General features: G+C 61.2%; 20 protein-coding genes and 1 pseudogene. 9 read left to right on the top strand and 12 right to left on the bottom strand.

The window, feature by feature from the left end:
- The first annotated feature begins 138 nt into the window (after nucleotides 1-138).
- Nucleotides 139-2,619 carry an ATP-dependent helicase gene (locus tag B5P46_RS18325; protein WP_129419940.1) on the top strand — a complete coding sequence of 827 codons (2,481 nt, stop codon included), beginning with the start codon at nucleotides 139-141 and terminating at the stop codon, nucleotides 2,617-2,619.
- A gap of 27 nt (nucleotides 2,620-2,646) precedes the next feature.
- On the opposite strand, the gene B5P46_RS18320 is transcribed toward B5P46_RS18325, so the two are convergent.
- Nucleotides 2,647-2,994 carry a hypothetical protein gene (locus tag B5P46_RS18320; RefSeq protein WP_129420519.1) on the bottom strand — a complete coding sequence of 116 codons (348 nt, stop codon included), beginning with the start codon at nucleotides 2,992-2,994 and terminating at the stop codon, nucleotides 2,647-2,649.
- Nucleotides 2,995-3,394: 400 nt separating this feature from the next.
- On the opposite strand from B5P46_RS18320, the gene B5P46_RS18315 reads away from it, so the two are divergent.
- From B5P46_RS18315 to B5P46_RS18305, 3 genes are all read left to right on the top strand, one after another.
- Nucleotides 3,395-3,886 carry an EF-hand domain-containing protein gene (locus B5P46_RS18315; protein WP_129419939.1) on the top strand — a complete coding sequence of 164 codons (492 nt, stop codon included), beginning with the start codon at nucleotides 3,395-3,397 and terminating at the stop codon, nucleotides 3,884-3,886.
- Nucleotides 3,887-4,207: 321 nt separating this feature from the next.
- Nucleotides 4,208-4,834, top strand: coding sequence for a bifunctional nicotinamidase/pyrazinamidase (gene pncA, locus B5P46_RS18310; protein WP_129419938.1), 627 nt, complete (start codon nucleotides 4,208-4,210; stop codon nucleotides 4,832-4,834).
- Between the two features lie 102 nt (nucleotides 4,835-4,936).
- Nucleotides 4,937-5,602 (top strand): dihydrofolate reductase family protein, encoded by a 666-nt coding sequence (locus tag B5P46_RS18305; protein ID WP_129419937.1) that lies wholly within the window; start codon nucleotides 4,937-4,939, stop codon nucleotides 5,600-5,602.
- Between the two features lie 48 nt (nucleotides 5,603-5,650).
- Here the strand turns inward: B5P46_RS18305 and B5P46_RS18300 are convergent, their stop codons facing one another.
- Nucleotides 5,651-7,243, bottom strand: coding sequence for a hypothetical protein (locus B5P46_RS18300; protein ID WP_129419936.1), 1,593 nt, complete (start codon nucleotides 7,241-7,243; stop codon nucleotides 5,651-5,653).
- Nucleotides 7,244-7,408: 165 nt separating this feature from the next.
- Entirely contained in the window at nucleotides 7,409-7,654 is a 246-nt protein-coding gene (locus tag B5P46_RS18295; protein ID WP_033181033.1) for a DUF2164 domain-containing protein, read from the bottom strand.
- A gap of 132 nt (nucleotides 7,655-7,786) precedes the next feature.
- Here B5P46_RS18295 and B5P46_RS18290 point away from each other — a divergent pair, with 132 nt between their 5' ends.
- Entirely contained in the window at nucleotides 7,787-8,518 is a 732-nt protein-coding gene (locus B5P46_RS18290) for an AzlC family ABC transporter permease (RefSeq protein ID WP_129419935.1), read from the top strand.
- 3 nt (nucleotides 8,519-8,521) lie between these two features.
- Nucleotides 8,522-8,830, top strand: coding sequence for an AzlD family protein (locus tag B5P46_RS18285; RefSeq protein WP_129419934.1), 309 nt, complete (start codon nucleotides 8,522-8,524; stop codon nucleotides 8,828-8,830).
- A gap of 35 nt (nucleotides 8,831-8,865) precedes the next feature.
- On the opposite strand, the gene B5P46_RS18280 is transcribed toward B5P46_RS18285, so the two are convergent.
- Nucleotides 8,866-10,734, bottom strand: a complete 1,869-nt coding sequence (locus B5P46_RS18280) for an aminopeptidase P family protein (RefSeq protein ID WP_129419933.1) — start codon at nucleotides 10,732-10,734, stop codon at nucleotides 8,866-8,868.
- Between the two features lie 279 nt (nucleotides 10,735-11,013).
- On the opposite strand from B5P46_RS18280, the gene B5P46_RS34465 reads away from it, so the two are divergent.
- Entirely contained in the window at nucleotides 11,014-11,187 is a 174-nt protein-coding gene (locus B5P46_RS34465; RefSeq protein ID WP_003541368.1) for a hypothetical protein, read from the top strand.
- A gap of 398 nt (nucleotides 11,188-11,585) precedes the next feature.
- Here the strand turns inward: B5P46_RS34465 and B5P46_RS18270 are convergent, their stop codons facing one another.
- Both B5P46_RS18270 and B5P46_RS18265 read right to left on the bottom strand, forming a co-directional pair.
- A complete protein-coding gene (locus tag B5P46_RS18270; RefSeq protein ID WP_129419931.1) occupies nucleotides 11,586-12,464 on the bottom strand; it encodes a 50S ribosomal protein L11 methyltransferase in 879 nt (292 codons plus the stop codon).
- 68 nt (nucleotides 12,465-12,532) lie between these two features.
- A complete protein-coding gene (locus B5P46_RS18265; RefSeq protein ID WP_129419930.1) occupies nucleotides 12,533-13,135 on the bottom strand; it encodes an SCO family protein in 603 nt (200 codons plus the stop codon).
- Between the two features lie 321 nt (nucleotides 13,136-13,456).
- Here B5P46_RS18265 and B5P46_RS18260 point away from each other — a divergent pair, with 321 nt between their 5' ends.
- Nucleotides 13,457-13,927 (top strand): chemotaxis protein CheW, encoded by a 471-nt coding sequence (locus tag B5P46_RS18260; protein WP_129419929.1) that lies wholly within the window; start codon nucleotides 13,457-13,459, stop codon nucleotides 13,925-13,927.
- Nucleotides 13,928-14,198: 271 nt separating this feature from the next.
- On the opposite strand, the gene B5P46_RS18255 is transcribed toward B5P46_RS18260, so the two are convergent.
- Nucleotides 14,199-14,693 carry a CreA family protein gene (locus tag B5P46_RS18255; RefSeq protein ID WP_129419928.1) on the bottom strand — a complete coding sequence of 165 codons (495 nt, stop codon included), beginning with the start codon at nucleotides 14,691-14,693 and terminating at the stop codon, nucleotides 14,199-14,201.
- 78 nt (nucleotides 14,694-14,771) lie between these two features.
- The gene (locus tag B5P46_RS18250; protein WP_129419927.1) at nucleotides 14,772-15,362 is read right to left on the bottom strand and encodes a 3'-5' exonuclease; all 591 of its coding nucleotides are present in this window, start codon (nucleotides 15,360-15,362) and stop codon (nucleotides 14,772-14,774) included.
- Between the two features lie 281 nt (nucleotides 15,363-15,643).
- On the opposite strand from B5P46_RS18250, the gene B5P46_RS18245 reads away from it, so the two are divergent.
- Nucleotides 15,644-16,180, top strand: coding sequence for a GNAT family N-acetyltransferase (locus tag B5P46_RS18245; RefSeq protein WP_129419926.1), 537 nt, complete (start codon nucleotides 15,644-15,646; stop codon nucleotides 16,178-16,180).
- 32 nt (nucleotides 16,181-16,212) lie between these two features.
- On the opposite strand, the gene ligA is transcribed toward B5P46_RS18245, so the two are convergent.
- The 4 genes and pseudogenes from ligA to B5P46_RS18225 all read right to left on the bottom strand — a co-directional run bounded on the left by ligA (nucleotide 16,213) and on the right by B5P46_RS18225 (nucleotide 21,655).
- A complete protein-coding gene (ligA, locus tag B5P46_RS18240; RefSeq protein WP_129419925.1) occupies nucleotides 16,213-18,369 on the bottom strand; it encodes an NAD-dependent DNA ligase LigA in 2,157 nt (718 codons plus the stop codon).
- A gap of 110 nt (nucleotides 18,370-18,479) precedes the next feature.
- Nucleotides 18,480-19,008, bottom strand: a pseudogene (locus tag B5P46_RS18235) (DUF6886 family protein).
- Nucleotides 19,009-19,106: 98 nt separating this feature from the next.
- Nucleotides 19,107-20,780 carry a DNA repair protein RecN gene (recN, locus tag B5P46_RS18230; RefSeq protein ID WP_129419924.1) on the bottom strand — a complete coding sequence of 558 codons (1,674 nt, stop codon included), beginning with the start codon at nucleotides 20,778-20,780 and terminating at the stop codon, nucleotides 19,107-19,109.
- A 5-nt stretch (nucleotides 20,781-20,785) separates the two neighbouring features.
- Nucleotides 20,786-21,655 carry an outer membrane protein assembly factor BamD gene (locus B5P46_RS18225; RefSeq protein ID WP_206735367.1) on the bottom strand — a complete coding sequence of 290 codons (870 nt, stop codon included), beginning with the start codon at nucleotides 21,653-21,655 and terminating at the stop codon, nucleotides 20,786-20,788.
- Nucleotides 21,656-21,816: the final 161 nt, after the last annotated feature.

Below are 21,816 nucleotides of genomic sequence, written 5' to 3'. Positions count from 1 at the left end.
CCGCCCGCATGGCGACCACAGCCGGGCTCGGCGGCGGCATTGCCGCCCGCAACATACCGCTTGGAATAGCGCCGGCTCGGGAATGAAAGCAGAACATCTTTTCTGGTCTTTCCTTCCCGAATCACTACATTACGCGCCATGAGCAATAGTTTCGACGATATGCCCTTCTTCGACGAAGAGCCGGGCGAGATGGCGCGCAAGCCGCAACCGCCTGCCGCAACCGCCGAAAGGGCGCCCGCCGCGGGTGGCGGCATCGCCGCCCGCGCCATGGCGGCTCGCGACGGCGGCAAGCGGCCGGATTACCTCGCCGGGCTGAACCCCGAGCAGACCGAAGCCGTCGAAACGCTGGAAGGCCCGGTCCTCGTGCTCGCCGGCGCCGGCACCGGCAAGACGCGCGTACTGACGACCCGCATCGCCCATATCCTCAACACCGGCCGCGCCTTCCCCTCGCAGATCCTCGCCGTCACCTTCACCAACAAGGCTGCCCGCGAGATGAAGGAGCGCATCGCGCTGCTCGTCGGCGGCGCCGTCGAAGGCATGCCCTGGCTCGGCACCTTCCATTCGATCGGCGTCAAACTTCTGCGCCGCCACGGCGAGCTTGTCGGCCTGCGCTCCGATTTCACCATTCTCGATACTGACGACGTCGTCCGCCTGATCAAGCAGCTGATCCAGGCTGAAGGTCTCGACGACAAGCGCTGGCCGGCCAAGCAGTTCGCCGGGATGATCGACACCTGGAAGAACAAGGGTCTCGGCCCTGCCGATATCCCCGAGGGCGATGCCCGCGCCTTCGCCAATGGCCGCGGCCGCGATCTTTATTTCGCCTATCAGGCACGCCTGACGACGCTGAATGCCTGCGATTTCGGCGACCTGCTGATGCATCCGATCGCGATCTTCCGCAAGAACCCGGATCTGTTGAAGGAATATCACGGCCGCTTTCGCTATATCCTCGTCGACGAGTACCAGGACACCAACACCGCCCAGTACATGTGGCTCAGGCTTCTCGCCCAACGCGCCAGGGGCGAGCCGCAGAACGTCTGCTGCGTCGGCGACGACGATCAGTCGATCTATGGCTGGCGCGGCGCGGAGGTCGACAATATCCTGCGCTTCGAGAAGGATTTCCCCGGCGCCAAGGTCATCAAGCTCGAGCGCAACTACCGCTCGACCGAACATATCCTCGGGGCCGCTGCCCATCTGATCGCCCATAATGAGGGCCGCCTCGGCAAGACGCTGTTCACCGACCGCTCCGATCCGGACGACGTCAAGGTGCAGGTCCACGCCTCCTGGGATTCGGAGGAGGAAGCCCGCGCCATCGGCGAGGAGATCGAGCAGCTCCAGCGCGGCAAGCATCTCTTGAACGACATGGCGATCCTCGTGCGCGCCTCCTTCCAGATGCGCGAATTCGAAGACCGCTTCGTCACCCTCGGCCTCAATTACCGCGTCATCGGCGGCCCGCGCTTCTACGAGCGCCTGGAAATCCGCGATGCCATGGCCTATTTCCGCCTGGTTGCTCAAGCCTCCGACGACCTCGCCTTCGAGCGCATCATCAACACGCCGAAGCGCGGCCTCGGCGACACGACGGTTCGTGCACTGCACGACTATGCCCGTGCCCGCGATATCCCGATGCTTGCGGCTGCTGCCGACATCATCGAGACCGACGAGCTGAAGCCGAAGGCGCGAAAGGCGCTCTTCGACGTGATTCAATCTTTCCGCCGATGGCAGGAACTGCTTGAAAATACACCGCATACCGAACTTGCCGAGCAGATTCTCGAAGAGTCCGGCTACACCGACATGTGGAAGAACGACAAAAGCGCCGAAGCCCCCGGCCGCCTTGAGAACCTCAAGGAACTCATCCGCTCGATGGAAAGCTTCGAGTCGATGCGGGGCTTCCTCGAACACGTCTCCCTGGTCATGGATGCCGAGACCAACGAGAACCTCGACGCCGTGTCGATCATGACGCTGCACTCGGCCAAAGGCCTGGAATTCGACACCGTTTTCCTGCCCGGCTGGGAGGAAGGCCTCTTCCCGCACCAGCGCTCGCTGGATGAGAGCGGCCGCGCCGGCCTGGAGGAGGAACGCCGCCTCGCCTATGTCGGCATCACCCGCGCCAAGCACCGCTGCCACATCTGGTTCGTCTCCAACCGCCGCATCCATGGCCTCTGGCAATCGACCCTGCCCTCGCGCTTCCTCGATGAACTGCCGGAAACCCATGTCGAGATCGCCGCAATGGAGCAGAGCTACGGCGGGTACGGCCGCGGCGGCTACGGCCAATCCCGCTTCGACAAGGCCGAACCCTTCGCCAACTCCTATTCCACTCCCGGATGGAAACGCGCCCAGGCCAACAAGACCGACGCCACACGCGACAATTGGGGCACCCGCTCCGGCCACGCCGTCGAACGCATCGGCTACGGCGAAAGCGGCCCGAAGGGGCGCACGATCGAGGGCGAGCTGGTGGCGAAATCGACCTCGTCGGAACCATCGAGATTCACGCTCGGCGACCGCGTGTTCCACCTCAAATTCGGCAACGGCAATATCACCGGCATCGAAGGCAACAAGCTGACGATCGAGTTCGACCGGGCCGGACAGAAGCGGGTATTGGACGGGTTCGTCGAGCGCGTGTGACCTCGCATCAACACGGCGCGAAAACGTTCACCCGAGCATCCGCATCCTTCCGAGCCCGAGAATATCGTTGATCAGAGCGATGCCTATTCCCGCGGCGACGATTCCCAATCCGATCAGAAAGAGCCGGCGAGACCGGTCATATTTGGCGGCAAACAGAGAGTCCCGCGCCAGCAAATCGGCAAAGACTTTCACCTGGACAGCGATTCCCACGGTCAGGAACAGCATCGGCGGAATATCGATGCGGCTCCAGTCGTTGGGATTGGAAACCCAGACACTGATGAAATTAAGCGAGAAACCGAGGATGATCCCGGCCGCCGTCAGCGACCCGTTGCGAAACGTCGCATCGATCTTTTCGTCGGGATCCGGCTCTGACATGGCTTCGCTTCCGGCTTGCTTCCAACGGTAAGAAAGGCAGAAATCATGAGCCGGAGCAAGGTCGGCCTGACGTCGCCCCTCGCGGAAAGCAGACGAAATGTCGCAGCCGCGCAAACCCGGACACTCCGTCCATAGCTCCTCCGCACGCTGCGTTACGGCAATTTCGGTCCAACAGCGGCATGGATTTATTCGCGCCCAGACAAACCAGTCGCCAAAAAAGCTATAAATCCAATGTGAAAGCTTTAGAAACCGAAAGCTTGACGTGCGTTGCCTCACGTCGTCAATCACACTCCCGCCCTGTCAAAACGTCGCTTTGACGCTTTGCGCAAATCAGCTTAGCCCAGAGGCTGCCCACCCATGAAAGGCAGGCTTCACGACGAACTTTTCAAAGGAGGTTCCAGTGACCAGTGTTTCATCTCTCGGCAGCACAGTGAAACAGTACCAGTCTCCGCTTTCCAGTCTCGATAAGAATGGCGATGGGGTCATATCGGCGGACGAGTTGGCCGCCGCCTCGCAGTCCTCGACATCGGGCACGGCGTCAACCGACAGCGACGACACCGACATCGTCAAGAAGATCACCGCCGACATCCTGTCGCTGATGCTGTCGATGCAGAAAACCGACGGCAGCGACGACCAGGGCGACGACAGCGATCAGAGCGACGACGCTTCCAAGGGCGTCTTCGCCGCAATGGATACGGATGGTGACGGCAAGTTGACCGAGTCCGAATTCCTCGCCGCCGATCCGAACAGCATCAAGACTTCAGGCGACAGCGATCCGCTCCTCACCAACGTGCTGAGCGACATGCAGACGTCCCTTCAAGCCTACCGCAATACCTACGGCAATTCCGCCGCAGCAGGTGATTCCACAGCCGACGACGTGGCTGCGGTCTAGCTGGCCGAGATCCGGGCTCTGCCGGGGGAGCCTCGATCCATCGATGCCGCACAAAAGCGTCCCGACGCGGCAATTGCCGCCGTCGCGGGCTGTGTCTGCAATCCGGAAATCATGCACGAGCCTTTCCATCCCTCCGTTCCATTTCAACACGAGAGCTGCCGCCAGCTCTCGCAATGATTGCATTAGGCCTCTCTGTTTTGACGACTTACTACCGCTAGCGCCAGAATTAACACTTGCGCGTCCGCGCCCGGAAATCCACTAGTTGATGCATTCGGTGTGCCTGGCGTCTTACACTGCAATAAAGCGAAGGGATTGGCCTTGATGAAAGCGCTGCTGCTCGTCGACATTCAAAACGGCTTCTGTCCGGGCGGCAATCTGCCGGTACCGGAGGGCGACAAGGTGGTTCCCGTCGCAAACAGACTGATCGACAGCGGCAAATACGATCTGATCGTCGCCTCGCAGGACTGGCATCCGCCGGGCCACGGCAGCTTCGCCTCCGCCCATCCCGGTGCCGCCCCCTTCGAGATGGGAGAACTGTCGGGCAAACCGCAGATGATGTGGCCCGATCACTGCATTCAGGGTACGCTCGATGCCGAACTGCACCCCGCACTCAAATCCGAAGAGATCGACTTGATCCAGCAGAAGGGCGAGGATCCTGATATCGACAGCTATTCGGCCTTCCGCGACAATGACCGCGATGCCTTGACTGGCCTTTCCGATTTCCTCGAGGATCAGGGCGTCACCGACCTCGACGTCTGCGGGCTGGCGACCGACTATTGCGTCAAGTTCTCCGCGCTCGACGCGCTGGAGATGATGCCGGGCGTCCGCGTGCGCTTCATCGAGGATGCAAGCCGCGGCATCACGCCCGGAGGCGTCGCCGCTGCCATCGAGGAGATGCAGACGCATGGCATCGCGATCATCGACAGCGCCAAGGTGCTGGCCGGCTGATTGAGATCAGCGATAAAAGACAATGTGGCGGATGTCGGATCGGCACACGTCCATCCGTCCTTGGCTCTGAACACACCAATGATGAATCATGGGAGTTGAGAGATGAGAAAGCTTGTTACCGCAGCCTTCGTGAGCTTGGATGGCGTCATGCAGGCGCCGGGCGCGCCGCAGGAGGATCCGACCGGCGGCTTCACCCTTGGCGGCTGGACCGTCAATTACTGGGACGAGCCGATGGGCAAGTTCATGGACGGGATCTTCAACGACCCCTTCGCCCTGCTGCTCGGCCGCAAGACCTACGAGATCTTCGCCGCGTACTGGCCCTTCGTCGGCGCAGACGATCCCATTGGAAAAGCCTTCAATGCCGCGACCAAATATGTCGCGACCACGTCGAAGGAACCATTCACCTGGGAAAACACCGTTGCGCTGCGCGGCGATGTCGCCGCTGAAATCGCCCGCTTGAAGCAGGAGGACGGTCCCGACCTTCTGACGCAAGGCAGCAGCGGCCTGCTGCAGACCCTGCTGGCGCACGATCTGATCGACGAACTTCGGCTCCTGACCTTCCCGCTCATCCTCGGCCCCGGCAAACGTTTGTTCGGCGAAGGCGCCAAACCGGAGGCTCTGAAGCTCAGCGCCAACTCGGTATCGACGACCGGCGTCATCATGAGCGTCTACGAGCGTGCGGGCGAGGTCAAAACCGGCAGTTTCGGAATGACGGAGCCTTCGGAAGCCGAAATCGCGCGCCGTGAACGGATGAAGCGCGAGGGCTGAGGCGGCGGTGGAGAGAGCGGAGGCCGAAGAGCCTGCTGACGGGGCCTCCTATTTCAATACGTAGACGTCGTACGTCTCATCGCTTCCCGCTGTCGCGCCGAAGCGCTTGATGAGGCTTGTCGCGCTCTGGAAAGCAGAAATGTCTTCCGGCGTCAGAGACAACCGCCAAACGTAGCTTTCACGCAGGGAGACGGGCGCAGTAATCTGATCAAGCCGCTGCGAAAGAAGAATGACGACAGGCACATGCTCACTCTGTTGCAATCGATGTGCCGTTTGCAGAATATCGGCAAGGCTGAGCGAAAGCCGCGCGTTCTTTGTGTATCGCACGATGGCGCCGAACCGCTCCTCCCGCAGAAGATAGGTGCGATTGGAGACGTAATAGGGCAAGGCTTCCACGAGATAGTCGGGATCCGCCATAATGACCGCGTCCTTGAGATCAGGGCGCGATTGCATGAACGCACCGAAATCCTTGCTTCGGCTGAAGGGTATTTCAGCGACGAAGGCCTGATTGACCTTTTCGATGCCGGACACGACCTGTAGCGCCAGCAATATCGGGAAGCACAGACGGGCGAACCTTACGATACCGCCGGCAGCCTCGATGTCCGCAACGCCTGCCCCCTCGCGCTGAGAGCGTGGGCTCAAAGCAGTGATGGCGATCATGAAAACCAGCCAGAGCGCCTGATGTCTGTATCCGCCGGGATAGACAAGCGTAAAAAGGAGCGAAAGCCCTAGAAGGACGAGTGCCGCTGCGATCATCGCCGGTCGCCGGTCCGCCAACGCCAGCAGGCTGCCGTAGATGAGCACGGACATCAACGCTGCAAAAATATGGGACGCCAGCGGATACGCCACGACCACTTCAAGGACGATGTTGGGATAGAACGCCATGAAATGCGAGCTGGGCACGACAAGAGCACGAAGGGCAAGCAAGGCGAAATTCTCGCCGCTGAGATCGTTCTGCCCCGTATCGTTGAAAGTCGGATAGACTGTTGCGAAACAGAGAGCAATTCCAAGCGCGGCAATGGCAGCGGCCGTCGCAAAGGCCCGATATTCCGTCAGAGGAGATCTCGGTCGCGCAAGAACCAGATCGAAGAACCAGTAGGCAAGGAAGCCGCCGACGAGGACGACCGAATGGACGTTGGTATTGGCTAGCAAGGCAAAAAGCAGGCCGAGCAGTATCCCGTTGCGTGCTCCTTTGTCCCAGCTCAGGACGATAAGGAAAATCACCAGCATGCTGATGCCGTAGTTTCGCGACATCGCGGCATATTCGAAAAGCGAAAAACTGCCAAACAACGACAGCAGCATGATGGAAAGCGGCAGTTTGAGCCGGAAAACAAGAAGATAGGCGGCAGCTGCCGCAATCGTCAGCGCAAGTATCTTCAGGACGACCGGCGAACCGACGACGATATAGGCGGCGCGCAGAAGGATATACCAGACAGCAGGATGACCCTCGCCATGCATCTGGCGAAGCATATCGATGAAATTATCCCCCTGGAGGGCGAGTGACAAAGCACGAACCTCGTCACGCCAGACCGTTTCGGACCAGCAAAGCGCAGACGCCAGCGCAAGCCAGACCATAAAGATCAACGCCTTGCCAAGCTTGGCGGATCGAGGTTCATCGATAGCAGAGACAATCACGGCCAAATAACACGCAACCCTGTGAACGAAAGCGCCTCGACCATATCGGGGCAGAAATAATTTGGCGTTAAGTGAAGGCCCTGTTTTGATTTCAGGGGCGCTGAAGCATGTCGCGCAAAACTGTGCAGCGGTTTAAACGCGACAAGCGAATCTGAAAGGTCGCGGCGCGCTTTAGAATTTTTCCTCCCTCTCAAGAAGATGGATATCCTCGGCGACGTCGTCCATTCTCTGCAATAAGGCGGCCTGGGCATCTCTTAGCCCTCGATTGTAGAAGTACGGCCCGATCTCCTCGGCGAAGAAGTCAAGCAGGAATTCAGCCGGCAATGCACCGATGGGATCAAGTTCCCGGTCGAAATAAGCGCGGATGCGCGAAACGATCTCAGCCTTTTCTTCCTTCGAAAATTCGATCTTCTTCATGTTTGCCTCTTTACCGAATGCGATCAGGACTTTGATGGTTCAGCGAAATCGATTGGTCAATCAATGAAATTCAATTGCCGTTGCCAGCCGTAGACCATAAGGGGAAACCTGAATTCCAACAGGAAAGATGTCATGAATCGCGCCGACTTTGTTGAAGGTTTGCGGGGCGGCTCCGCCGTTGCGCTGGCATCGGCGCCCTTTGGCGCCCTGTTCGGAGCGCTTGCGGTCGAAAACGGCATGTCGCTCGCCGAAACCGCTTTCATGAGCGCCACCGTCTATGCCGGCGCCAGCCAGATGGTCGGCATTGAACTCTTTGGTCACAATGTCCATGCCTGGCTGATCGTGCTGTCGATCCTCGCCGTCAATTTCCGCCACGTGCTCTATTCGGCGGCGCTGGCGCGCTACATCGGCCATTTCACGCCGGTGCAGAAATTCTTTACCTTTTTCCTGCTCGTCGATCCGCAATTCGCCGAAGCGGTAAAGCGCGGCGAGTCCGGCCGGCAACTCACCTTCGCCTGGTATTTCGGCTTCGGCATCATCATTTACATTCCCTGGGTGCTGATCAGCGTCGCCGGCGGCATGCTCGGCGGCTTCATTGGCGATCCCAAGGCCATAGGCCTCGACATCCTGCTGCCCGCCTATTTCCTCGGTATCGTCCTCGGTTTCCGCAAGCGAGACAATTTCCTGCCGGTGGCGCTCGTCAGCGCAGTGGCTTCCGTGCTCGCCTACCGCTATGTCGGCTCACCCTGGCATGTCAGCCTCGGCGCTGCCGTCGGCATCGTGCTCGCCGCCGTGCTGCCTTTGCCGCCGCAAGAGCCTGATCTCGAAGCCGACGCCCTTCAGTCCGAAGTGCACGAGGTCTGAGCCATGGAATTCGATCTTCACATGGCGCTCGTCATCCTCGCCGCAGCACTCGCTACCTTCGCCACCCGCATCGGCGGCTATATCCTCATCACTCGAATGAAGAGCATTCCCCCGCGCATGGAGGCTGCGCTGAATGCCGTGCCGGCCGCCGTGCTGACGACGCTGGTTGCACCCGCCTTCTTCATCGGCGGCTGGGAATCGAAGCTGGCGCTGATCGTCGCCCTCTTCGTCGGCTTGCGCTTCACCCATACATGGATGCTGGTCGCCGCCTGGATCGTCGTGATGACCTGGCGCCACACGATCGGCGCCTGAGCACCGGCCCGGGGCCGGCGCAGAAATTCAAGACATTACAGCTTCGCCGACGCTGTAATGCCGTTTTCTCGATACTCCAGCGGCAGCGTCGCGTTTTCGAGCCACGCCCTGACATCGTGATCGTGGATGAGCGGCATCAGCGCCTCACATGTACGGCGATGATAGTCGTTGAACCAGTGCAGTTCGTCATGGGTCAGAAGCGCCGGAATGACGAGGTTGCGGTCGATCGGGCAGAAAGTCAGCGTCTCGAACCCGAGCATCGGCGCATCGCCGCCCTCGATCTCTTCGGCCCCCCGCACGTAGATCAGGTTCTCGATGCGGATGCCGAAGCTGCCGGGCCGGTAATAGCCAGGCTCGTTTGAAAGGATCATGCCGGGCAGCAGTTCCTGGGTCGACAGCCTGGAGATGCGCTGCGGCCCTTCATGCACAGAGAGATAGGAGCCGACGCCGTGGCCGGTGCCATGGGCGAAATCGGCGCCGGCCCGCCACAGCGCGATGCGCGCCAGCGGATCGAGGTCGCAGCCGCGCGTGCCCTTCGGGAAACGCGCCGTACTGATCTCTATCATCCCCTTCAGCACCAGCGTGAAGAAGCGCCGATGCTCTTCCGAAACAGTGCCGATGCCAACGGTGCGAGTGATGTCGGTCGTGCCGTTGATATATTGCGCGCCCGAATCGATCAGGAAGAGTTCGCCGGCCTCGATCATCCGGTTGGTCTCGGTCGTGACGCGGTAATGCATGATCGCCGCATGTTCGCCGGCGCCCGAAATCGTGTCGAAGGAAATGTCCTTCAGCGGGTTCTGCATACTCTGGCCGACGCGGGCGCGCGCCGCTTCGAGATGCTCGGCAGCAGCGATCTCGCTCACCGTGCCGGGCTTCGTCTGCGACAGCCAATAAAGGAATTCCACCATCGCCGCCCCGTCCTGCAGATGCGCGGCGGCCGAGCCATTGATCTCGACGTCATTCTTCACTGCGCGCGGCAATTTGGCGGGATCGGCGCCCTCCACCACTTCGCCGCCCGCCTTGCGGATGATCTCGGCCAGCGCATAGGCGGCGATATCAGGGTCGATCAGCACGCGGCCGCCATCCCTGGAAACGGCGGCGAGCTTTTCTTCCAGCGCCGACGGCGGCAGCTGCGTGCAGATCTGCGCGAGATAGGCCTCGGGCTCGATGCCGGTCTTGCGCTTATCGAGGAAGATCTCGGCCCGGCCGTCAGCATGGATAATGGCACGCGCCAGCGGATGCGGCGTGTGCGGTACATCGGCGCCGCGGATATTGAAGGTCCAGGCGACCGAAGAGGGATCGGCGATCAGCACCGCCGCAAGGTTCTTCTTCGAAAGATCAGCGGCGATCGTCGCAATCTTCTCCCTCGCCAGCACGCCGGCCTGCACGACGTTTTGGATGCTGACCGCGCCAAGCGGCTCGGCCGGCCGGTCAGCCCAAAGCCTGTCGAGCGGATTGTGCGGCAGGAAGACCAGCGTGCCGCCGATCTCCGACAGCGCCCTTTCCAGACGGCGCACCTCGGCCCCGGCATGCAGCCAGGGGTCTATGCCGAGCCGCAGGCCCTTGGCTCCGTTTGCGGCAAGCCAGACATGCGGCGGCTCGTTGACGAGATCGCCACCCGAAAAGACCGAACCATCGACCTGTTCGGCAAGTTGCGTCACATAGCGCCCGTCGACGAAGACGATCGCCTGCGTGCGCAGGATCAGCGCAATGCCGGCCGAGCCGGTGAAGCCCGTCAGCCATGCGAGGCGCTCGGAACCTGCAGGAACATATTCGCCGTTGAATTCATCGGCGCGCGGCACAAGAAAGGCGTCGATGCCGAGCGAATCGAAACTAGCGCGCAGCGCCGATACACGATCCCTGCCGAATTGCGGCGTGGAGGTAACCTCGAAAGACTGGAACATGCTGGAAACCCGAATGATTGAGACGAATCCGGTTAATGGGATGCCGACCATGTTAGCGAAATTTCAATCGATGGGGAGAAAAAGCGACAAAACGAGTCGAAACGACTGGGACCGCTCAACATTTTGACAGAACTGTGACGCCAAAAGTTAATTTGGCACGCTTTATGCATTGGCCGCATGGCTCCCATGAGCGAAACCCTCTGCCTCCGCATTTCAGAACAGCTATATAGGCGTCATCAAACGGTTCGCGATGAACCTGTAAACAAAGGAATTCTTGAAATGACCGCCTCTCTCTCGCGCTTCGCATATAGCAGCCCGGTGCAGGCTGGCGAACGCCAGACCGTGCGTCACGTGATCGGCGCCCGCCGCCCGCAGAACGAGGACAGCCTCAAGCTGCTCGGCGCCGGCCAGCGGGCCACGCGCCACAAGGGCGCCCCCAGCTACGCGTTCTAAGCCTGAAAGCCAGTCCGTCTCCTCCCTCCCGGACCGGCCTATTGGAATGCAGTAGAGCCCGCTTGAGCGCTCCTCCCCTTGAGCTCGCGGGCATTGACCGGATAGACCGGTCCAAGGCGGTGCCATCGGCACCGCCTTTTTTGTTGTGATTGAGAAGGCACGGGAAACGTGCTGTTTTGTGGAGAAGATCCCGGCTTGCTCCCCCTTCTCCCCAACGGGGAGAAGGTGGCCCGAAGGGTCGGATGAGGGGGCCGCACGGCACGCCCTTTATTGCCCTTCGCTTGCGCTCAGCGCATTCGAGGCTTCGCCGCTCACCCCCTCATCTGCCCTTCGGGCATCTTCTCCCCGCTGGGGCGAAGAGGGAGCAAGCAGCACCGTCAGCCCAACTCTCTCCCTTATCAAGGCCGGTCGAGGTGAATGGTCACCCAACCATTCCGCCAGATCGTTCTGACATGGCGAAGTCTCGCGCCACTATAGGCGGCAATCACCTTCCAGCGCTGCCCGGTAAGGATGCCGGAGAGAATGACCGATCCGCCAGGCGCAAGATGCGTCGCAAGCTTCGGCGCCATGCGGATCAGCGGCCGGGCGAGAATGTTGGCGATGATGAGATCGAAGGGACCATGCTCGGAAAAGGCCGTCGAATGAAAGCCCGGGGCGGTCCTAGTGACGATGCCCGAGGCGATGCCGTTGCGGCGCACGTTCTCGGCCGCCACCTTCGTCGCGATCGGATCGATGTCGGTCGCAAGCACCGGTATGTTCCTGAGCTTGCGCACCGCAATCGCCAGCACGCCGCTGCCGGTGCCGAGATCAAGCGCATTGCGGACCGGGCGCGAGCGCACCACGCTATCGATCACCTCCAGGCAGCCCGCCGTCGTGCCATGATGGCCGGTGCCAAAGGCCTGGCCGGCATCGATCTCGATCGCAATGTCGCCGGAACGGACCTTGTCGCGGTCATGCGAACCATGCACCAGGAAGCGCCCTGCCCTGACGGGCTTCAGCCCCTCCAGCGATTTCACCACCCAGTCGACCTCGGGAATGACTTCCCGCTCCAGCCGGGCATCAGGGAAAGAGGCCTTCAATGCGTCCTCGACGCGGGATTGCACCTCAGCCTCGTCCTCGGCCATCATGTAGATCGAGGCTTCCCAGATATCCTTTTTCTCATCGATTTCGGTGGTGCCGATGGCAAAGTCTTCTTCGCCGAAGACCGCGCTCAGAAGGTCGAGGATCTCCTCGGCCTTGCTTTCGGTCGTCGTCACGTAAAGGCGGATTTCACTCACGATAGGCGGTCTTTCCCGTTTCCGTTGCCCGCCGCCGGTCGAGCCAACGTCCCATCACGCTGAAGCTGTCACCCCTTGCTGACGAGATTCTCCAGCTTCTTTACCGCCGTGTCCGGGTTTTCGCCATAGGCGATCGTTCCGGAAAACCGCCCGGCCGAATCGAGCAAGAAGACCGACGCGGTGTGGTCCATCGTATAGTCGCCGTTCGGATCCTTCTCGTCGACCGGCACTTTCTTGGCGTAGACGCGGAACCCCTTGACGACCTCGGCGATCTTATCGGGCGCGCCCGAAATGCCGGTGATGCGCTTGGAAACATTGGAGACGTATTCGTTCATGATCTCAGGCGTGTCGCGCTCCGGATCGACGGTGACGAAAAAGGCCTGCAGCTTATCGCCCTTCGGATCGACCTTCTCCATCCAGCCGTTCAGCTCGAAAAGCGTCGTCGGGCAGACTTCCGGGCAATGGGTGAAGCCGAAGAACAGCGCCGTCGGCTTGCCGCGCAGCGCCTCCTCGGTGATCGGCTGCCCGCTCTGGGAGACCAGGGTAAAGGGCACGCCGAAGGGAGCCTCCGCCACCACATTCCCCGATCTGTTGAGATAGTACGTGAACCCGCCGAGAAACCCGGCCAGTATCAGGACACCGACCCAGACGGCGATGCGGAATGTCTTCATTGGCATGATCCTCGATCCAGGCGGAGATGTGCCGCCAGCCACTGCTGGCGTGCTTATAGCCTCGACCGGAGGCGCGCAATTCAAGAATATGTTTTCGAACCCGTGTTGAATTGTCTCACCGGCAGAAACTGCCACGGCAACGAAATCCGCCCTCAGGAATCTGCATGGATCAAAAATGCATGTGTTTGAATAGCTTACCTCTAAAGCGACGGGCAATCCGAAAATACATATCGTTAGGAAAGACTTAAGCCGTCACATCTATATTTAACGGCGGTTCTGCATCGCCTCTCCCGCTGGGGACAACTGGGAAGAATTCTGACCATGAACAACAACAACGCCATCAAGCAGTCGGGCGCTTATCTCGAAATCGTTTCGTTCCACCTGGGCGATCAGGAATTCTGCATCGACATCATGGCCATCCGCGAAATCCGCGGCTGGGCGCCGGTGACGCCGATGCCGCACACCCCGCCCTACGTCTTGGGTCTCATCAACCTGCGTGGTGCGGTGATCCCCGTTATCGACATGGCCTGCCGCCTCGGCATGAAGATGACCGAGCCGTCCGAGCGCTCGGCGATCATCGTCACCGACATCGCCGGCAAGCTGGTCGGCCTGCTGGTCGAGCAGGTTTCCGACATGATGACCATCAAGAGCGAAGACCTGCAGCCGCCGCCGGAAATCATCCCGGAAGCCCAGCGCGCCTTCTGCCGCGGCATCGTCGCGCTCGAAAAGACCATGGTCTGCTTCCTGAACCTCGACACGGTCATTGCCGACGAGCTGACGCAGGTGGCCTGAGGAATACTCATATCTGGAATTCGAAGGCCCGGCTCGTCCGGGCCTTTTGATTTTGGGGTGGAGGCAAGCATGGGATCAGACTTTGCGAAAACCCCTCCCCAACCCCTCCCCACAAGGGGGAGGGACTAACCCGAGACCCCGCCCCGCTCCTACCGAAACGTCGAAAATCAGGAAAGCTGGTGCGGTAAGTTAAGCCCCTCCCCCCTTGTGGGGAGGGGTTTGGGGCGGGGTCTTTAATCTCAATAGCGAAAGATGTCGGAACCTCCCAGCCTTATTGCGGCTTCCCATTCTTCCAGACAACGTTCTGCCCATAGAGCGGAATGGTCGAGATCGACATCTTCGCCGAACCGTCCGTCAGTTCGCGCGAATGGGCGAGATAGATCAGCGTATCGTTGGTCTTGTCGTAGATACGGTTGACGACCAGTGTCTTCCAGATCAGCGACATGCCCTGGCGGAACACCTCGCTGCCATCCTTGGACAGGTCGATATTGCCGATCTCGATCGGCCCGGTCTGCCGGCAGGCAATGGAATTGTTGGACGGATCCTCGAACCAGTTGCCGTTCTTGAACCGGTCGATCAGGCTGCGGTCGAAATAGGTGACGTGGCAGGTAACGCCCTTGACGTCAGGATCGGAGACCGCCTCGACGATGATGTCGTTGCCGATCCAGTCGACCCCGACCTTGCCGACAACCTCGGCTGAGGCAGCACCTGTGGAAAGGGCGGCGAAAGAGAAGGCGGCGAGGAGAAGATTGCGCAGTCTGGACATGGCGGCTCCCTGAATAATCCGCATTCTAGATAAGCATGCACCCATGCTTTGCAAGAAAAGGGCGTTTGCGGAAAGGGATCAGCCTTTTCGGCAGGTGCAGGGCTCGTAGGCCTGCGCCGTCAGCCGACCTGGCTTCATGCCGATCAGCGCCGGTATGGCATGGACGGCATGGGCCTTGACCGCCCTTGCCATCTCGATTGCGGCCGCTGCGCAGACGGCGGCATCTTCGGCGGCGTTGTGGTGCACGAAACGCAGGCCGAGTTGCTCGGCGATCAGGTTCAGCCGGTGCGAGAGGAAATGCGGCCAGATCCGCTGCGCCATCTTCAGGCTGCAGAGATAGGTTAGCTCTGGATAGGATTGCCGGTAGAGATCGAGGCTCGCCCGCCAGACGCTGAAATCGAAGGCGGCATTGTGCGCGATCATCGTCGCGCCGCGAAAATCCTCCTCGAACTCATCCATTACCTCGGGAAACTCGGGCGCGTCCTCGACATGCTCCGGCCGGATGCCATGAATCGCGATGTTCATGCCTGAAAAGCGCATGTCCCGAGGCCGGATCAGCCGCTCCTCGACGCGCGTGACCCTGCCGTCCTCGATCCAGGCAAGTCCAACGGAACAGGCGCTGCGGCGCTGTTCGTTCGCCGTCTCGAAGTCAATCGCGATAGTTTTCAATGCCGCAGTCCGAATCGTTTCTTCGGGAACAGGAATACCGCCCCGCTTCCCACGGCGCAAATTCGACACGACGCCCGGTTGACTTTTTACCCCACATATCGAAACTTGCTGCCATGATCGGTTCCGTAACCATGGCAGCGCTTATTCATCACACCACGACCCTTGAAGGGTACGCGGGAGCGATGGCGCGTTAGCAGCGATCCGATCATCCCGAAAACCCTGCCGAGGCGAGCAGGGTTTTCGGAAACCGGCTCTCCTCCCGACACTGATGGAGAGCATGAATGTCTGAAAACGAAGAGAATGAACCTCGCGGCGGAGCGCGCCTGCCGGATGGCGTCGTCGTGCGCGCCGTCCGCCTGTCCGATGCGGAGGAGATCACCGATCTCATAAATCTGCCGGGCTACCGGGCCGGCACCTTGCGGCCGCCGTACCAGAGGGTCGAAGAGGTTCGCAAAAACATGGAAAATCCGTCGCCCGGCGCGCTCAACCTCGTCGTCACCCAGGACGGCAAAATCGTCGGCAATGGCGGCCTCAACCGTCTTTCCGGCCGCCGGCAGCACGTCGCCAGCATCGGCATGGGCGTGCATGACGATTTCACCGGCCGCGGTTTCGGACGGATCCTGCTCGGCGCAATGGTCGACGCCGCCGACGACTGGCTCGATATCAAACGGCTGGAACTGACCGTCTACACCGACAACGATGTCGCCATCGGCCTCTACCGGAAATTCGGCTTCGAGCAAGAAGGCCTGCTGAAGGCCTTCGGCTTTCGATCAGGGGCGTATGTCGACGCCTATACGATGGCGCGGCTCAGGCTATGAGCGAGCGGGGCTGGCGACTTGCCGTCAGCCCCTCACCCGCTGATCAGTGCCAGCCATTCGTCCTCGTCCATCGTCTGCACGCCGAGTTCGCGCGCCTTATCGAGCTTGGAGCCGGCGCCGGGGCCGGCAACGACGATGTCGGTCTTCTTCGAGACCGATCCCGCCACCTTGGCGCCGAGACTTTCCGCCCTCGCCTTCGCCTCGTCGCGGGTAAACTTTTCCAGCGAGCCGGTGAAAACCACGGTCTTGCCGGCAACCGGGCTACCTGCCGTCTTCGGTTGTTCGGCCTCCTCGGGCGTCACTTCCTCAAGCAGTCGGGTAATCACCTCGACATTGCGCGGCTCCTTGTAGAATTCGACGATGGCGCGCGCCACCACCTCTCCGATGCCCTCGATGCCGTTGAGATCGTTCCAGGCGTCGCCGGCAAGCGCCTCGGCCTCCCGCATGCCCGTCTCAAAGGCCGCATAGGTGCCGTAGGAGCGCGCCAAAAGCTTCGCCGTGGTCTCGCCGACATGGCGGATGCCGAGCGCGTAGATGAAGCGGTGGAGCGCAATGCTGCGCCGTTCGGTGATCGCCGCATAGAGCTTGCCGACGCTGACCTTGCCGAAGCCATCAATATTCTCCAGCTTGGTCAGCGATTGCTGCTGACGCTTCTCCAGCGTGAAGATATCAGGCGCCGTGCGGATCTGCAGCGACGCGTCCTCGTTTTCGAAGAAGAAGTCGATCTGCTTCGAACCGAGCCCTTCGATATCGAAGGCGTTGCGCGAAACGAAATGCTTCAGATGCTCCGTCGCCTGCGCCCTGCAGATGAAGCCGCCGGTGCAGCGGGTGACCGAATCGAGCTTGCCGGTCTTCTCATGTCTTTCACGCACTGCATGCGAACCGCAGACCGGGCAGGTCTTCGGAAATTCGTAGGGCCTGGCCTCGGCCGGGCGCTTCTCCATGACGACGTCGAGGACCTGCGGAATGACGTCGCCGGCGCGCTGCACGATGACGGTATCGCCGATGCGGATATCGTGCTCGTCGTCGCGGATGCGCTCGCCGCTATTGCCGATGCCGCTGATGTAATCCGCGTTGTGCAGCGTCGCATTGGTGACGACCACGCCGCCGACGGTGATCGGCGTCAAACGTGCGACCGGTGTCAGGGCGCCGGTGCGGCCGACTTGGATGTCGATATTCTCGACGATCGTGAAAGCCTGCTCCGCTGGAAACTTGTGCGCCGTCGCCCAGCGCGGCGAACGTGAGCGGAAGCCGAGACGGGCCTGCAGCTCGAGACTGTCGACCTTGTAGACGACGCCGTCGATGTCATAGTCGAGATCCGGACGCTCGAGGCCGATCTCGTCATAATGCGACAGGATGTCGGCGACCGAGTTCAGCCGTTTCATCAGCGGATTGACCGGAAAACCCCAGTCCTTGAAGGTCTGCACCATCCCAAATTGCGTATCGGCCGGCATCTCCGACATTTCGCCCCAGGCGTAGGCGAAGAATTTCAGCTTGCGGCTCGCCGTCACCTTGGCGTCGAGCTGGCGCAACGATCCGGCCGCGGTGTTGCGCGGATTGACATAGGTCTGCTTGCCCTCCGCCTCCATCTGCCGGTTCAGCGCCAGGAAGTCGCTCTTGGCCATGTAGACCTCGCCGCGAATCTCGATGACAGCGGGCACGCCCTTCGGCAGCTCGTTGGGGATCTCGGCGATGGTTCGGATGTTGGCGGTGACGTTCTCGCCCGTCGTGCCGTCGCCACGCGTTGCAGCTGTTACCAGCCTGCCGTTCTCGTAACGGATAGACATCGACAGGCCGTCGATCTTCGGCTCGGCGGTAAAGGCGATCGACTGGTCGGGCAGCCGGCCGAGGAAGCGATAGACGCCGGCGACGAAATCCTGCACGTCCTCCTGCGAGAAGGTGTTGTCGAGCGACAGCATCGGCCGCGCATGAACGACGGGCGAGAAAGCGACAGAGGGTGCTGCGCCGACATGCCGCGATGGGCTGTCCTCGCGGATCAGCTCGGGAAAACGCACTTCCAGCGCATCGTTGCGGCGCTTCAGCGCGTCGTAATCGGCATCGGAAATCTCCGGCCGGTCCTTGCCGTGGTAGAGCGCATCGTGATGCGCGAGCTCCTTTGCCAGCCGTTCAAGCTCGGCGGCAGCCTCTTCGATCGTCAACGTGTCGACGGCGGAACCTTCGGTGGACATGGAACTCACTCCAGAGAATCTGGTCAGAAAATCTGGATTGTTTTTAGAGCAAAATTGCCGGATGAAAAGAGAGGCTGGATATCCTGCATCGGAAGATCGATCTACCCGGCCTATTCCCAATCCCTGGTATTGCGCAGCCGGATGCCGCTGACATGCAGGCTGCTGTTCCAGAGACCCTTTAACGGCCGCAGGCTATCGACCACCCGAAGCTCCACCCCCACGCGGCCCAAACTCCTGGTCGAGCCGCGAGATGGCGGTCCTCTCCAGGGGAATGACGCCTCTGCGGGACACCCACATGCCAGCATCACCCAGATCCTCGAAGCCCTCGGCCGGCATCTCGTAACGGTGGATCGTCTCCGCTTCGATCCTTTCCAGCCAATGGCGCTCGACATAGGCGACAGCGCGCCAATCGCCAAGCCAGTGCCGCCGCTCGTTCTGTGACGTATCCGGCGTCGCCCAGAGCAGGATGCGGGGGCAATCGCGCGGAAAGAGATACATGAAATCATGATCGGCATCGATTGCCCAGACGAGCGGACCGTTCAGCCATTCCCGGCCGGGCGCTCGGGCAGACGGGACGCGAACCGGGCGTGGCTCGAACGCTACGATACCGGGATCGTCGCTGAAATGGAAAAGCCGCATGCATGAGCTCGCCGCCGATCGGGAAGCTTCAGCGCATATCGCGCCGCGGGATGATTGTCATCCCACCGGCCCGAGCGGAAAGAGCATCGGAAGAAAAATCAGCCGTTGCCGGCCAGCAGCCGCTTCGCCGCCGCCCTCGCCTCTTCGGTTACGGAAGCCCCGGCCAGCATACGGGCGATCTCCTCGGTGCGATCCTTCTGCGCCATCGTCGCGACACGCGTGGCGATCTTTTCCGAACCGTCGGTCGATGGCCCCTTGGAGATCAAGAGATGTGTCGCCGCCCGCGCAGCGACCTGCGGCGCATGCGTGACCGACAGCACCTGCACCCGCTCCGACAGCCGCTTCAGCCGCTGGCCAATCGCATCGGCCACCGCGCCGCCGACGCCGGTATCGATTTCGTCGAAGACGAGCGTCGGGGCCGATCCGCGATCGGCGAGCGCCACCTTCAGCGCCAGCAGGAAACGCGACAGCTCGCCGCCGGAGGCGACCTTCATGATCGAGCCCGGCCGCGTGCCGGGATTGGTCTGGACATGGAACTCGACGACGTCGATGCCTTCGGCCAGCGCCTCGCCCGCATCTGTGGTGATCTCGACCATGAAACGGGCGCGTTCGAGCTTCAGCGCTGGCAGCTCGGCCATGACGACCCCAGCCAGTGCTGTGCCAGCATGATGGCGCTTGTCGGAGAGCGAGCGCGCCGCCGCATCATAATTTTCCCGTGCAAGGCCGACCTCGGCGTCGAGCCGCGCAAGCCGCTCCTCGCCCGCGTCGAGATCGGCAAGATCGGCGATCATGCGCACGGCAAGCGCGGGCAGTTCGGTGACGGGAACGGAATATTTGCGCGAGGCGGCCCTGAGCGCGAAAAGCCGCTCCTCCACCCGCTCCAGCTCTCTCGGATCGTATTCGGTCTTACGAAGTGCCGCCTCGACTTCCATCTGCGCGTTGGAAAGCTGGTCGAGCGCAGCATCGAGCAGCGTCACGGTGTCTTCGAGCAGTCCCGGCGCCTCATGGCTCTTGCGCTCCAGCCGGCGCACCAGCGAGGCGATATGGGGCACCGGCGAGGCACTGCCGTTGAGGAATTCGGACGCCTCGGCGATATCGCCGGCGATTCGCTCGGCCTTCATCATCTTCTGCCGGCGATCGGCGAGTTCTTCCTCCTCGCCATCCTGCGGCGAGAGCTTCTCGAGCTCCTCGACCGAAGAGCGCAGGTAGTCGGCTTCGCGCGCCGCACTTTCCACCTTCTCGCGGTGCTTCTTCAGCGTCCGCTCGCTGTCGCGCCAAAGGCGATAGAGCCGGGAGACTTCCGAAACCTCGTCGGTGAGGCCGGCAAAGGCATCGAGGAGAGTGCGGTGGGCATTGGTGTCGACAAGGGCGCGATCGTCGTGCTGTCCGTGGATTTCGACCAGCATCTGACCGGCCTGGCGCATCAGTTGCACGCTGACCGGCTGGTCGTTGACATAGGCCTTGGTGCGCCCGTCCGCCGATTGTTGGCGGCGGAAGATCAGGTCGCCCTCGTCGTCGATGCCGTTTTCACGCAGGAGTATGCGGACGCCGTGTTCCATGCCGACGTCGAACACCGCCGTCACCTGACCCTTGTCCTCGCCATGGCGCACCAGGCCGCCGTCACCGCGCCCGCCGAGCGCCAGCGACAGGCTGTCGAGCAGGATGGATTTGCCCGCCCCGGTCTCGCCCGTCAGCACGGAGAGGCCGGTCTCGAAGGCAAGATCCAGCCGCTCGATCAGGACGATATCGCGGATCGAAAGCTGGATCAGCATTGGCCTCAGGAACCGAGAAGAAGTTTCTTGCCCGCTGCTGCGATCCACGAGCCCTTGTTTTCACGCGGCTCGGCACCGCCGCTCTGCAGCAGCTTGTAGGAATCAGCATACCACTGGCTGTCGGGATAATTGTGACCGAGAACGGCAGCGGCTGTCTGCGCCTCGTCGACGATGCCCATGGCGTAATAAGCTTCGACGAGACGCGCCAGCGCCTCTTCGATCTGGTTCGTATTCGGATATTTCTCGACGACGATCCGGAAGCGCGAGATCGCAGCGAGATATTCCTTCCGCTCCATATAGTAGCGGCCGATCTGCATTTCCTTGCCGGCGAGCTGGTCGCGCGCAAAGCGGATCTTCGCCTGTGCGTCGTCGACATATTCGGAGTTCGGATAATTGTCGACGACAGCCTGCATCGCCTCGATCGTCTTGGCCGAGGCGCGCTGGTCCTGCGTCACGTCGACGATCTGCTTGGAATAGGTGAGACCGATGAGATACTGCACATAGGCGGCATCCTGGGACTTCGGATATTGCGACATGTAGCGGTTGCCTGAAGCAAGCGCATCGTCCAGGCGGCCTTGGCGGTATTTGACGAAGGTGCTCATCACAAGCGCCTTGCGTGCCCATTCGGAGAACGGGTTCTCGCGGTCGATCGCGTCGAACTTGCGCCCCGCTTCCGCCATGTTGCCGGCCTTCATATTGGCAAGGCCCTGGGTGTAGAGCACGTCGGGCGGATCGGTTTCGAGGCCGAGCTTGGTGATGTCGATATCGGGATCCGACTGGCAACCGGAGATCGAGGCGCCTGCGCTGAGCACCAGAAGCGATGCGAACAAAGCGCGCGCTGTCTTCATCATACCTTCAGATCCTGCATAACCCATTCGAAAGAACCCCACTGCTGCCGCTCTCTCCACGGCAGCCACGCCTCGCTGGCGTTTCTAGCCACAAATGTGCATCAAGAGCAACGCAATGATAAGGCATTAACGCATTTTTGTGGCAGCAGCCGCAGAAATGACCGGCTTTTCAACTTCTTCCCGACCTG

Origin of the sequence: Rhizobium leguminosarum, assembly GCF_004123835.1 — a bacterium.
Taxonomy (GTDB): Bacteria; Pseudomonadota; Alphaproteobacteria; order Rhizobiales; family Rhizobiaceae; genus Rhizobium; species Rhizobium leguminosarum_M.
This window is presented reverse-complemented; position numbering and strand designations above follow the sequence as displayed.